Origin of the sequence: Lysobacter avium (genome assembly GCF_015209745.1) — a bacterium.
Taxonomy (GTDB): domain Bacteria; phylum Pseudomonadota; class Gammaproteobacteria; order Xanthomonadales; family Xanthomonadaceae; genus Novilysobacter; species Novilysobacter avium.
In genome coordinates this window covers 488,793-501,522 of record NZ_CP063657.1, presented here as the reverse complement: position 1 = coordinate 501,522, position 12,730 = coordinate 488,793, and the positions used below count along the sequence as shown (strand labels likewise).

General features: G+C 68.3%; 9 protein-coding genes. 4 read left to right on the top strand and 5 right to left on the bottom strand.

Features of this window, described 5'->3' with window-relative positions; genetic code table 11:
• Positions 1-70: 70 nt before the first annotated feature.
• The 3 genes from INQ42_RS02205 to INQ42_RS02195 are packed head-to-tail and all read right to left on the bottom strand — an operon-like array spanning position 71 to position 4,926.
• Entirely contained in the window at positions 71-2,929 is a 2,859-nt protein-coding gene (locus INQ42_RS02205) for a valine--tRNA ligase (RefSeq protein WP_194034971.1), read from the bottom strand.
• A gap of 53 nt (positions 2,930-2,982) precedes the next feature.
• The gene (locus INQ42_RS02200) at positions 2,983-3,414 is read right to left on the bottom strand and encodes a DNA polymerase III subunit chi (RefSeq protein ID WP_194034970.1); all 432 of its coding nucleotides are present in this window, start codon (positions 3,412-3,414) and stop codon (positions 2,983-2,985) included.
• 9 nt (positions 3,415-3,423) lie between these two features.
• Complete coding sequence (locus INQ42_RS02195; RefSeq protein ID WP_194034969.1) at positions 3,424-4,926, bottom strand: leucyl aminopeptidase; 1,503 nt, start codon at positions 4,924-4,926, stop codon at positions 3,424-3,426.
• A 182-nt stretch (positions 4,927-5,108) separates the two neighbouring features.
• Here INQ42_RS02195 and lptF point away from each other — a divergent pair, with 182 nt between their 5' ends.
• Together lptF and lptG are read left to right on the top strand one after the other, a co-directional pair.
• Positions 5,109-6,209: an LPS export ABC transporter permease LptF gene (gene lptF, locus INQ42_RS02190; RefSeq protein WP_194034968.1), complete on the top strand. Its 1,101-nt coding sequence runs from the start codon at positions 5,109-5,111 to the stop codon at positions 6,207-6,209.
• 11 nt (positions 6,210-6,220) lie between these two features.
• Positions 6,221-7,318, top strand: a complete 1,098-nt coding sequence (gene lptG / locus INQ42_RS02185) for an LPS export ABC transporter permease LptG (RefSeq protein ID WP_407070779.1) — start codon at positions 6,221-6,223, stop codon at positions 7,316-7,318.
• A gap of 7 nt (positions 7,319-7,325) precedes the next feature.
• Here the strand turns inward: lptG and INQ42_RS02180 are convergent, their stop codons facing one another.
• The gene (locus INQ42_RS02180; protein WP_194034966.1) at positions 7,326-7,751 is read right to left on the bottom strand and encodes an RDD family protein; all 426 of its coding nucleotides are present in this window, start codon (positions 7,749-7,751) and stop codon (positions 7,326-7,328) included.
• Positions 7,752-7,885: 134 nt separating this feature from the next.
• On the opposite strand from INQ42_RS02180, the gene xerD reads away from it, so the two are divergent.
• The gene (xerD, locus tag INQ42_RS02175) at positions 7,886-8,860 is read left to right on the top strand and encodes a site-specific tyrosine recombinase XerD (RefSeq protein ID WP_194034965.1); all 975 of its coding nucleotides are present in this window, start codon (positions 7,886-7,888) and stop codon (positions 8,858-8,860) included.
• Positions 8,861-8,974: 114 nt separating this feature from the next.
• Here the strand turns inward: xerD and INQ42_RS02170 are convergent, their stop codons facing one another.
• Positions 8,975-10,852, bottom strand: coding sequence for an ABC-F family ATP-binding cassette domain-containing protein (locus INQ42_RS02170; RefSeq protein ID WP_194034964.1), 1,878 nt, complete (start codon positions 10,850-10,852; stop codon positions 8,975-8,977).
• Between the two features lie 170 nt (positions 10,853-11,022).
• Here INQ42_RS02170 and ybaL point away from each other — a divergent pair, with 170 nt between their 5' ends.
• Positions 11,023-12,726 carry a YbaL family putative K(+) efflux transporter gene (gene ybaL / locus INQ42_RS02165; protein ID WP_194034963.1) on the top strand — a complete coding sequence of 568 codons (1,704 nt, stop codon included), beginning with the start codon at positions 11,023-11,025 and terminating at the stop codon, positions 12,724-12,726.
• Positions 12,727-12,730: the final 4 nt, after the last annotated feature.

Sequence of the window (12,730 nt, the reverse complement as noted above, 5' to 3'; positions counted from 1 at the left end):
GCCCGTGCGAAGGCGAAGGCTAAAAGCGAAACCTGCGAAACGGGGACCCTGCCAGCGCTCGCCGCGGAGCTTATCCCAGCCGGGTTCGCTGCGCCGCCAAGGCCTCACGCTGCGAGTTCCAGTCTCCCAGGCGCTTGCGCTCCTGCTCGACCACCGCCGGCGGCGCGTTGTTGACGAAGGTCTCGCTGGCCAGCTTGCCCTTGCACTTGCCGATCTCGACCTCGACCTTTTTCAGTTCCTTGTCGAGCCGCGCACGCTCCGCGTCCAGGTCGACCAGCCCTTCCAGCGGGACCAGCAGCTTGAGTTCGCCGACCACCGCGGTTGCCGCGGCCGGCGCGTTGGCGACGTCATCGATGAACTCGATGCGCTCCAGCCGGTTCAGGAACGACAGCGAGCCATGGAAGCGGGCGGTACGCTCGCGCTCGCGGTCGGAGGCGCCTGCCAGCAGCAGGGTGACCTGCTTGGAAGGCGCCACGTTGAGCTCGCTGCGCACCCGCCGGACCGCGGACACCATCGCCTTGAGCCACTCCACGTCGGCGGTTGCGCGCTCGGCGTCGTCGACGCTGATGTCGCCGGCCTGTGGATACGGCTGCAGCATGATCGTGGTGCCGTCGATGCCCAGACGCGGCGCCACCGACTGCCACAGCTCCTCGCTGACAAACGGGATGAGCGGGTGCAGCAGGCACAGCAGCCGCTCCAGCACGTACAGCAGTACGTGGCGCGTGTTGCGGGCGGCCTCGCTGTCCTCGCCGTGCAGGGCCGGCTTGGCCAGTTCGACGAACCAGTCGCAGAAATCGTTCCAGGCAAACTCGTACAGGGTCTGCGCCAGCAGGTCGAAGCGGTAGGCGGCGAAATGCTTTTCGGCCAGCGCGGCCGCCTGGTCCAGCCGCGACAGGATCCAGCGCCCGGCATCGGTCTGCGGCTGCGGCACGCCGCTGAAGCTTGCGCCCTCGGTGTTCATCAGCACGAACCGGGTGGCGTTCCAGAGCTTGTTGCAGAAATTCTTGTAGCCCTCGGCGCGGCCCATGTCGAAGCGGATGTCGCGACCGTGGGTGGCCAGCGCGGCGATGGTGAAGCGCAGCGCGTCGGCGCCGAACGCCGGAATACCCTCCGGGAACTCGCGGCGGGTCGCCTTCTCGATCCTGGGGGCATCGGTGGGCCGCATCAGGCCGGTGGTGCGCTTGGCGACCAGGTCATCGGCGGAGATGCCATCGATCAGGTCCAGCGGATCGATGATGTTGCCCTTGGACTTGGACATCTTCTGGCCGTGCGCATCACGGATCAGGCCGGTGATGTAGACGTCCTTGAACGGCACCTGGCCGGTGAAGTGGTCGGTCATCATGATCATCCGGGCGACCCAGAAGAAGATGATGTCGAAGCCGGTGACCAGCGCGGAGGACGGCACGAAACGCTCGAAGCCGCGCTCCTCCATGCGCTGCGCATTCGGCCAGCCCATGGTGCTGAACGGCCACAGCGACGAGGAGAACCAGGTCTCCAGAACGTCCTCGTCCTGGCGCAGCGCACCGGTGTAGCCGGCCGCGTCGGCCAACGCACGCGCTTCGGACTCGTCGCGGCCGACGAAGATGCGCCCGTCATCACCGTACCAGGCGGGAATGCGGTGGCCCCACCAGAGCTGGCGGCTGATGCACCAGTCCTGGATGTTCTCCATCCAGTGGCGGTAGGTGTTGATCCAGTTGGGCGGCACGAACTTCACTGCGCCCGGCTGGCCATCCACGCCCTGGACCAGCTCCAGGCCGCGCTGAGCCAGGGTGTCCATTTTCACGAACCACTGGTCGGTCAGGTACGGCTCGATGACCTGGCCGGTACGGTCGCCGCGCGGCACCTGCAGCTTGTGCGGTTTGGTCTCCACCAGCAGGCCCTGGGCCTCCAAATCGGCGAGTACGACCTTGCGCGCCCCGTAACGGTCCAGGCCGCGGTACGGCTCGGGAACGTCGTCATTGGTCGCCGCGTCGGGGGTGAAGATGTTGATCAGCGGCAGGCCGTGACGCTGGCCGACCGCGTAGTCGTTGAAGTCGTGCGCCGGAGTGACCTTGACCACGCCGGTGCCGAACTCGCGGTCGACATAGTCATCGGCGATCACCGGGATCTCGCGCCCGGTCAGCGGCAGGGCCACGTCCTTGCCGACCAGGCCGGCATAGCGGGCGTCGTCCGGGTGCACCATCGCCGCGGTGTCGCCCAGCATGGTCTCGGGGCGCGTGGTGGCAACGACCAGGTAGTCGCGCGTCTCGCGCAGGGTCTCGTTGCCGTCGGCGTCTTGCTCGACGTGTTCGTAGCTGGCGCCGTCGGCCAGCGGGTAGCGGATCGACCACAGGAAACCGTCTTCCTCCTCGCTGAGGACCTCCAGGTCGGAGATCGCGGTCTTCAGCACCGGATCCCAGTTGACCAGTCTTTGACCCCGATAGACCAGGCCTTGCTCGTGCAGCTTCACGAAGGCCTCGATGACCGCCTCGGCTGCCATCGGATCCATGGTGAACACGCTGCGCGACCAGTCGCCGGAGGCCCCGATGCGGCGCATCTGCCGCTCGATGGTGTCGCCGGACTGCTGTTTCCACTGCCAGACCTTGTCGATGAAGCCGTCCCGGCCGAGCGAGTCGCGGGTCTCGCCCTTGCCTTCCGCGCCCAGGTTGCGTGCCACCACCATCTCGGTGGCGATGCCGGCGTGGTCGCTGCCGACCTGCCACAAGGTGTCGAAGCCGCGCATGCGGTGGTAGCGCACCAGCGCGTCCTGCAGGGTGTGCTGGAAGGCGTGGCCCATGTGCAGGGTGCCGGTGACGTTGGGCGGCGGCAGCAGGATGCTGTACGGCTCGCCCTGACCGCTCGGCTTGAACACGCCGCTGGCCTCCCACTGCTCGTACAGCCGGGTTTCGAACTGGGTCGGGTCGTAGCTGGAGGCCAGGGTGTCGGTCATCGGGATCGTCGCGGAAAAGGGAACACAGGCACCCGTGGACCGGGCGCCGTCGGCTACATGTCGTGCTTGTTGAGGGTGAAACCGCGGTCCTTGTACTGGACCCAGCGCTGGCGCAGCGGGCCGCGCGCGGAATCGTCGGCGGGCACCACCTCCAGCACGCGCTCGAACGCGCCATCCACCGCCGCGTCGCGCAGGTTGATCACCAGCGGACGCAGGGCCACGTCGTGCTCGGGCGCGGCGATGAGGACCTCGATTTCCTCATCGTCGCCCTCCTCCATGTCCGGATCGACGATCTGGTGCGGGATGAAGGCGTCCGGATCGAAGGACCACAGCAGGTCGTCGAGCTTCTCGGCCTGGGCGGCATCGCGCGCGAGCACGATGCACGCCTGCCCCGCCTGCTGGGCCTTGCGGGCCAGCTCGCAGACCAGCAGCAGCGGCTCCTCGCGGAACCGCGGCTTCTGGATCAGGTAGAAATCGGCACGCACGGTCGGTGCTTACTGCGCGGCGCGGTCGATCAGCCACTGGCTGAGCAGGCCGACCGGGCGACCGGTGGACATGCCGCGCTTGCCTTCCTCACTGCCGCTGCCGGCGATGTCCAGGTGCGCCCAGCGCTGGTCCTCGGTGAACCGCGACAGGAAGCAGCCGGCGGTGATCGCGCCGCCCCAGCGGCCGCCGATGTTGTAGACGTCGGCGAAGCTGGACTCCAGCATCGTCTGGTACTCGTCCCACAGCGGCAGGCGCCAGGCGCGGTCGTAGGTCTTCTCGCCGGCCGCCAGCAACTCCTCGGCCAGATCGTCGGTCTTGGTCATCAGCCCGCTGGCATATTTGCCCAGCGCGACCATGCACGCCCCGGTCAGGGTGGCGACGTCGACCAGCGCGACCGGCTCGAATTTCTTCGACCAGGTCAGCGCATCGCACAGCACCAGGCGACCCTCGGCGTCGGTGTTGCCGACCTCGATGGTCGTGCCCGACATGCTGGTCAGCACGTCCGAAGGACGGTAGGCGTCGGCGTCGGGCATGTTCTCCACGGCGGCCACGATCGCCACCAGGTTGATCTTCAGCTTCATGCCGACCACGGCGACGAAGGTGCCCATCACGCTGGCGCCGCCGCACATGTCGAACTTCATCTCCTCGATGCCGCCCTGGACCTTGAGGTTGATGCCGCCGGTGTCGAAGGTCAGACCCTTGCCGACCAGCACGTAGGGCTTGCTGTCGTCGCCGGCGCCGTTGTACTTCATCGCGATCAGGCGTGGGCGGTTGGCCGAGCCGCGGGCGACGGCGAGCAGCGAGCCCATGCCGAGCTTCTCCATGTCCGTGTCTTCGAGCACCTCGCAGGAGGTGTCGCCGGAGCGGCCGGCGAACTCGACCGCCTGGTCGGCCAGGTACGCCGGGTTGCACACGTTGGGCGGCAGGTTGCCCAGCTCGCGCGCAAACGCGACGCCGGCGGCGATCGAGGCGCCCTGCTCCAACGCCTTGGAGGCATCGCCCATGCCCGAGGGCACGCTGACCGAGACCCGGCGCAGGCCCGGCTCGCCGGCCTTGGCCTTGTTCTTCTCGCCCAGGGTGGCGGTATAGGTGTAGCAGGCGTGGTCGGCGGCAATCGCGGCTTGACGCACGGCCCAGGCGCCATCGCGGCCCTTGATCCGCGCATCGGCGATCGCGAAGACCGCATGCTCGACCGGACCGGTCTTCAGCGCACGCGCGGCGGCGTCGACGGCCTTGATGTACTGCGCGGCGTCCAGTTTGTCGGCATCGCCCAGGCCGACGATCAGTACTCGGGCCGCGGTCACGCCGTCGAGGTCGTGGACGATCGCGGTCTTGCCGATCTTGCCGCTCGCGTCGCCGCGCTCCACGAGGGATTTCAGGCGGCCATTGGTCGCGCTGTCAAGCGCGGAGCCGGCGGCGTTCAGGGTCTTGTCGGCGTAAGCGCCGACGACGATGCAGTCCGCCTTTACGGTGGCGAGCTCATCATGATTCAGGTCGAATTCGAGGGCCATGCAGCAGATTCCGGGAAGTGGGAGGAGGCGTTCGCGCGGTCGCGGCGGCGGAAAGCGCCGATCCGGGCGACAATACCGGCCGGTTCGACCAGGCTGGAAGCGAGCGAACGAACCTGCAAGTCTAAAGCAAGCCCCTGTCTTATTAAAAAAGCGCCGCGTGGCGCACACGTCCAAGGCCTCCGATGCTCAAGCTCGACCGTTACCTGCTGAGCGAACTCGCCCAATCCACCTTCGCCACGCTGGTGGTGTTGCTCGTCGTCAGCGTCGGCGGCGTGATCACCGATGTGCTCAAGGACATCGCCTCCGGGCGGTTGCCGGCGGGGCTGATGCTCAGCCAGCTGGGCCTGGTGCTGCTGAGCTGGCTGCCGCTGATCCTTCCATTGGCACTGATGCTGGGGATGATGCTCGGCATCGGCCGGCTCTACCGCGACTCGGAAATGCCGGTCATCCACGCGATGGGCGTCGGTCCGGTCCGCCTGTTGCGCCCGGTCATGGCGCTGGTGCTGCCGGTGGTGGTGATCGTGGCGCTGTGCTCGCTGTGGCTGGGCCCCAAGGCCGAGCGCGTGTCGCGGCAGATGATCAACGAAGCCAACCGCAACCTGGTCATCTCCGGCCTGTCGCCCGGCAGCTTCACCGAGATTCCCGGCGGCGGCGGTGTGGTCTATGTCGGCTCGATGTCCGGTGATGGAACCCGCTTCCAGCGCATCTTCATCTACCGCCAGAACGAGGGCCGGCTGGACGTCACCACCGCCAACACCGGCTCGCTGAGCGTGGAGGACGACGGTGAGCGCTACCTCACCCTGGACAACGGCTTCCAGGTCGAGGGACCGGTGGATGGGGGCAAGGACTACCGCCTGATGCGCTACGCCAGCAACGACGTGCGCCTGCCGGCCGGCAAGGAGCGCTACGACCCGAATGACCCGCGAACGATGCCCACGCTGGAGTTGCTGGGTGATCCGCGCCGGGCGTCCATCGCCCAGTTGCATGGACGCCTGGCGCCGCCATTGCTGACGCTGGCGTTCGCCTTGCTGGCGGTGCCGCTGGCGCGCAGCACGCCGCGCCAGGCCCGGTTCGGCGGCGCGATGATGGGCTTCTTCGCCTACCTGATCGGCATGAACCTGATGCAGGTCGGCCAGGGCTGGCTGGCCAGCGGCCGTATTCCCCCCGCGCTCGGGCTGTGGTGGCTGGTGCTCCCGCTGCTGGCGGTGGGGGTGTGGATGTACGTCAAGGACGGCGCGATCGCCATTCCGCGCCTGCGCCTGCGCAAGGGCGCAGCGCCATGAGGGGCCGTGCGATGAGCTTTCCGAAGATCCACGACCTGTACCTCGCACGCACCGTGCTGACGACGGTGATGCTGACCTGGGCGGTGCTGCTGGGCCTGGACATGATGCTGTCGATGGTCAGCGAGTTCGGCAATGTCGGCGAAGGCGGTTACGGCGTCGTCCAGGCGCTGACCTACGTGCTCTACACCGTCCCGCGCCACGCCTACACGCTGTTTCCGACCGCGGCCGTGATCGGTGCCCTGATGGCGCTGGGGCAGCTGGCGGCCACCTCGGAGCTCACTGCGCTGCGGGCCATCGGGCTTTCCCGCCGGCGCATGACCCTGGCGGTGATGATCGCGCTGGCCCTGCTGACCGTGTTGATGGTCATCAATGGCGAGACGCTGGCGCCGCTGGGCCAGCGCAACGCGGACATCCTCAAGGCCTCGTCGCGGTCCAACAACCTGATCGTCGCGCGCTACTCCGGCGTGTGGGCCCGCGAGGGCGCGATCATCCTCAATGCCGAGGGCGGCGAGGAGCGCAGCGACGGCGATGACCGCTGGCTGGAGCTGAACGACGTGCGCCTGTACGAGTTCGAGGACGACGGCCGGCTGCAGTCGCTGGCGGTCGCCAAGATCGCCGAGCATCGCCCCGGCGGCTGGCTGCTGCGCGAGGTCACCCGGACCACCTTTGACGCCGACTCGGTGACGCGCACCCAGGTCGCCGAGGAGCGCTGGGACTCGCAGCTGGACGCCACCGCGCTGAGCGCCGACATCGATCGGCCGCGCTATCTGACCGCCCGCGAACTGCACGAATCGGTCGCCTACCGCCAGCGCAACGGTCTGGACGCCAGCGACTACGAGGAGCATTACTGGGGCCGCTGGTTCTATCCGCTCAACGTCTTGGCACTGTGCCTGGCGGCGATCCCGTTCGCCTTCGGCAGCCTGCGCAGCGGCGGGCTGGGCAAACGGCTGTTCATCGGCATCGTTTTCGCACTCGGGTTCTGGTTGCTGCAGACCCAGTTCGTGAAGATGGCCAGCGCGTTCAAGTTCGACTTCCGCGTTGCGTACGCCTTGCCCACGGTGATCATGGTCGGCGTGTCGATGTTGCTGTTCCGCAAGCGCTCGGGCTGAGCGCTTCTCAGTCCGCCTTTGGCAGACGCCGCATCCGGGTGCCGCTGGCGCGGTCGTGCCAGGTCAGCCCGTCGCGGTCCCACAACGCCCACCAGAACCCCAGCCCGCCCAGCAGCAGCGAGAGATTGCCGACCGCGTAGCGGCCAAGCAACGCGCGCCACGACGGCACGTCTCCATCCGCGCCGACCACCTGCAGGCGCCACGGGCGCATGCCCAGCGTCTGGCCACCGAAGCGCCAACTGGCCATGGCGTAACCGGCAGTGACCAGCCACAGCGCGATGAATTCCAGCGCGCCGAGCAGGCCGCCGGTGATCGCATCGTGGTGGGCGGCGACAAACATCGCCGCGACCAGCAGCCACAGCCCCAGCGCCGGGAAGAAGTCGTACACCAGCGCGAGCAGTCGCCAGCCCAGCAACGGCGAGGAGGCCTGCATTTGTGAACGCCGCGGGGAGCGGGTAGAAGGCGCGGACGTGGGATTCATCGGCATTGCATCGGGAGGCATCAATTCTCGGAAAGCCCCGGAATTCTAGGCCACGCCGCCGCGGACCGCTCCGCTAAGCTGCCTGCATGAGCGACCCGTCACTTCCCCCCACGCCGACCACGCCTGCCGAGCGCCGGCAGGTGGCCATGGCGCAGCCGCCGCTGGCCGATGCCGATGCGTTGCTGATCGAGTCGTTCCTGGAGGCGATCTGGGCCGAAAACGGCCTCGCCAAACCGACCTTGGCCAGCTACCGCCGGGACCTGCAGGGGTTCGCGCGCTGGCGCAACGGCGGCGCCGGGGGGCTGGCCGGCACCGACCCCGCCGCGCTCTACGACTACCTGCAATGGCGCAGTCGCCAGCGCTACTCGCCGCGCAGCACCGCGCGCCTGCTGTCGAGCCTGCGCGCCTTCCATGCCTGGCAGGTCCGCCGCGGCGCACGCCGCGACGACCCCACTGCGCTGCTGGAACCGCCGCGCCTGCCGCGCCTGCTGCCCAAGGCGCTCAGCGAGAGCCAGGTCGAGGCTCTGCTGGCCGCGCCCGATGACAGCACCGACCTCGGCCTGCGCGACCGGGCGATGCTGGAACTCATGTACGCCTGCGGGCTGCGCGCGAGCGAACTGACGGACCTGTCGATGGGCGCAATCAACCTTCGTCAGGGCGTGCTGCGGGTCACAGGCAAGGGCAATCGCGACCGTCTGGTGCCGCTGGGCGATGAGGCCCGGTACTGGGTCGAGCGTTATTTCGCCCAGGCACGTCCGCGCCTGGCCGGCCGCGCGGTCCGCGATGCGGTCTTCATCGACGGCTACGCCGAGGCGCTGTCGCGGCAGCAGCTGTGGCAGCTGGTCAAGCGCTACGCCACCGGTGCCGGCATTGATCCGCAAAAGATCAGCCCGCACGGCCTGCGCCACAGCTTCGCCACCCACCTGCTCAACCACGGCGCTGACCTGCGCACCCTGCAGATGCTGCTGGGCCACAGCTCGCTCTCAACGACCCAGATCTACACCCTGGTGGCGCGCGAGAAACTCAAGCAACTGCACGCCAACCACCATCCGCGAGGCTGAGCGCAGGGCCGCGGCTACCGACTGTGCGGCGGTACCAGGCCCGGACGGGCGCCGTCCGCGATACGGTTACGTCCGCAATGCTCGCACGAGCGCCGGGACTCAGGCCGCGTCTTCCTAGTAGAGCTCGAGCAGCTCGGCTTCCGCGGCATCCAGCTCGCCCTGCAGCTGCGCCTGCTCACGCCCCAGTTCGACCGCCTGCGCGCCGCCGTCGGCGTACACCGACGGGTCGGCGAGACGGGACTCCAGTTTCGCCAGGCGCGCTTCGAGCTCGCCGACCCGTTCCTCCGCCCGCGCCAGCTTGTGGGCGTTGGCTTTGCCGCGACGCGGCTTTCCCGGGGCGGCAGCAGGCGCGGACGTCACCTCAGGTGCGACGACACCCTTCTTTTCGCGCGCCTTGCCGTCATTGGAACTGTCGCGCGAGCGCAGCCAGACCGCGTACGCGTCCAGGTCGCCATCGAATTCCTGCGCGGTGCCGTCGGCCACGCGCCAGAACGTGTCGCAGACCAGGCCGATCAGGTGGCGATCGTGGCTGACCAGCACGATCGCGCCTTCAAATACCGCCAGCGCTTCCGCCAGGGCCTCGCGCATGTCGAGGTCCAGATGGTTGGTCGGCTCATCCAGCAGCAGCACGTTGGGCTGCCGCCACGCGATCAGCGCCAGCGCCAGCCGCGCGCGCTCGCCGCCGGAGAAGGTGTCCACCGACTCGAAGGCGCGATCGCCGGGGAAATTCCACTTGCCCAGGAAATCGCGCAGCTGCTGGGTGGACACGCCTGGCGCGATGTCGGCCAGGTGGTCGATGGCGCTGGTACCGGCGCGCAGGGATTCGACGGTGTGCTGGGCGAAGTAGCCGATGCGCAGGTCCGGATGGCCGCTGCGCTCGCCGGCCAGCAGAGGCAGCTCGCCGACCAGGGTCTTGACCAGGGTCGACTTGCCGGCGCCGTTGGGGCCCAGCAGTGCGATCCGGTCGCCGGCCTCCAGGATGAAGCCGATGTCGTGCAGGATTGTCGCCGGACCCGCATCCGTGCTGTAACCGCAATCGGCATGGGTGATCCGCAGCAGGGCGTAGGGCAGCTTGGCGGGGGCGGGAAATTCGATGCGGAATGCGCGCTCGATACGCACCGCCTCGGTGCCGGCCATCTTGGCCAGGCGCTTGACCCGCGACTGCGCTTGCTTGGCCTTCGCGGCGCTGGCGCTGAAGCGGTCGACGAAGCTCTGCAGGTGGGCGCGCTCGGCCTGGGTCTTCTCGTGGGTGATCTGCTGCAGCCGCAGATGCTCGGCGCGCTGGCGCTCGAAGGCCGTGTAGTTGCCCGTGTAGAGGCGCGCGCTGCCGTCGTGCAGGTGCAGTGTGTGGCTGGTGACCTCGTCGAGGAACTCGCGGTCATGGCTGATCAGCAGCAGCGTGCCGGGGTAGTGCAGCAGCCACTGCTCCAGCCACAGCACCGCGTCCAGGTCCAGATGGTTGGTCGGCTCGTCCAGCAGCAACAGGTCGCTTGGCGTCATCAGCGCGCGGGCCAAGTTGAGCCGCACGCGCCAGCCGCCGGAGAAGGTGCTTACCGCCCGTGAGTGGGCCTCCGCGGCAAAGCCCAACCCGTGCAGCAGCTTGCCGGCGCGCGCGCTGGCGTCGTAGCCATTGAGTTCCTCGAGGAGGTGGTGCGCCTCGGCGACGGCCTCCCAGTCCTCGCTGGCGAAGGCGTTGGCTTCGGCCTGGATCGCCGCATGCACCGGCGCGTCGCCGGAGAGGACGAAGTCGATCGCCGCATCCGGCAGCGAAGGCGTCTCCTGGGCGACGCTGGCGACGCGCACCCGTCCGGGAATGTCCAGATCGCCGCGATCGGCCTCCAGCTCGCCCTGCATGGCGGCGAACAGCGAGGATTTTCCGGTGCCGTTGCGGCCAATCACGCCCACCCGCCAGCCGGCCTGCAGGACCAGGTCGACTTTGGACAACAGCAGGCGCTCGCCGCGGCGGAGGGCGAAATCTTTGAAGGCAATCATCGGGGCATTGTACGTGGGCAGCCTTGGCGCAGCGGCCGGCCGTGTTGTACTCAAAGGGCCGGGCGTGCGTTCGTTCAGACCCCGATAGCCGGCCGTCGCACGCGACCTTCGCGCTTGCGGGTGCACAGTCGCACCGACATGATCGACTCCCGAACGCGCACTGGCCGCCCATGCCCCACGAAACCGACCTGATCAACATCATTGCCGTGGGCTTGCTGCTGGCGTTCGTCTTCGGCGCGCTCGCCAACCGCTTGCGTCTTTCGCCGCTGGTCGGCTACCTAGCCGCCGGCATCGTGGCCGGGCCGTTCACCCCCGGCTTCGTCGGCGACCAGGACCTGGCCGCGCAGCTGGCCGAGATCGGCGTGATGCTGCTGATGTTCGGGGTCGGGCTGCACTTCTCGATCAAGGACCTGATGGCCGTGAAGTGGATCGCCATCCCGGGCGCGCTGGCGCAGACCACGGTCGCCACGCTGCTCGGCTGGGGACTGGCCTCGTGGATGGGCTGGTCGACCGTGCACGGGCTGGTGTTCGGTTTCTCGCTGGCCACCGCCAGTACCGTCGTACTGCTGCGGGCGATGGAGGACCGCCGCCTGCTGGACACCAACCGCGGCCGCATCGCGGTGGGCTGGCTGATTGTCGAGGATCTCCTTTGCGTGGTCGCGCTGGTGCTGATGCCGGTGCTGGGCGAGATCACCAATCCCAGCCCGGGCGGCGAGGTCCACACCTTCGGGTCGATCGTGGTGTCGATGGTGCTGACGGTGATGCAGGTGTCGGCCTTCGTCGCGGTGATGCTGGTGGTCGGGCGCCGGGTGATTCCGTGGGTGCTGGAGCGTACGGCGGGAACGGGCTCGCGTGAGCTGTTCACGCTGGCGGTATTATCCATCGCGCTGGGCGTGGCCTACGGCTCGGCGGAACTGTTCGGGGTGTCGTTTGCGCTGGGCGCGTTCTTCGCCGGGCTGCTGCTCAACGAGTCGGAGTTCAGCCACAAGGCGGCCAGCGACTCGCTGCCGCTGCGCGACGCGTTCGCCGTGCTGTTCTTCGTCTCGGTGGGCATGTTGTTCGACCCGCGGATTCTGGTGGAACAGCCGCTGCATGTGCTGGCCACGGTGCTGATCATCCTGTTCGGCAAATCCGCGGCGGCGTACGTCATCGTGCGCGCATTCGGCTATCCCAACATCACTGCGCTGACCATTTCCGCCAGCCTGGCGCAGATCGGCGAGTTCGCCTTCATCATCGCCGGCCTGGGCGTGGCGCTGGGGATCATGAACGACGAGGCGCAGGATCTGGTGCTGGCCGGGGCGCTGATCACGATCATGCTCAACCCGCTGATTTTCGTGCTGGTGGATCGCTGGCAGGCGCGCAACGAGCAGCGCGGAGCCGAGCAGGGAGTGCCGGTACCCACCGCCGGCCCCGCGCTGGAGCTGGACAACCACGCGATCGTGATCGGTTTCGGCCGCGTCGGCCGCGAGCTGGTCAAGCTGCTGCGTGAGAAAGGCGTGCCAGTGCTGGTAATCGACGACAGCGGCCATCACGTCGACCGCGCGCATGCGATGGGCATTCCGGCAATCCGTGGCAACGCCGCCGCCGACCTGGTACTGGCCGAGGCACATCCGGAAAACGCGACCATCGCGATCCTCGCCATTCCGCAACCGCTGGAGGCCGGCGAGACCATGGCCAAGCTGCGCGCGATCAACCCCTCGCTGACCCTGCTGGCGCGCGCGCACAGCGATGGCGAGGTGCAACACCTGCTTGCCCACGGCGCGGACGGGGTGGTGCTGGCCGAGCGCGAGCTCGCCCACAGCCTGGCGGAGATGGTGATGGCCACGCCCACCTACCGCGGTGCAAACCATCTCCCTCGCGTCGCAAGCGACTGAGAAA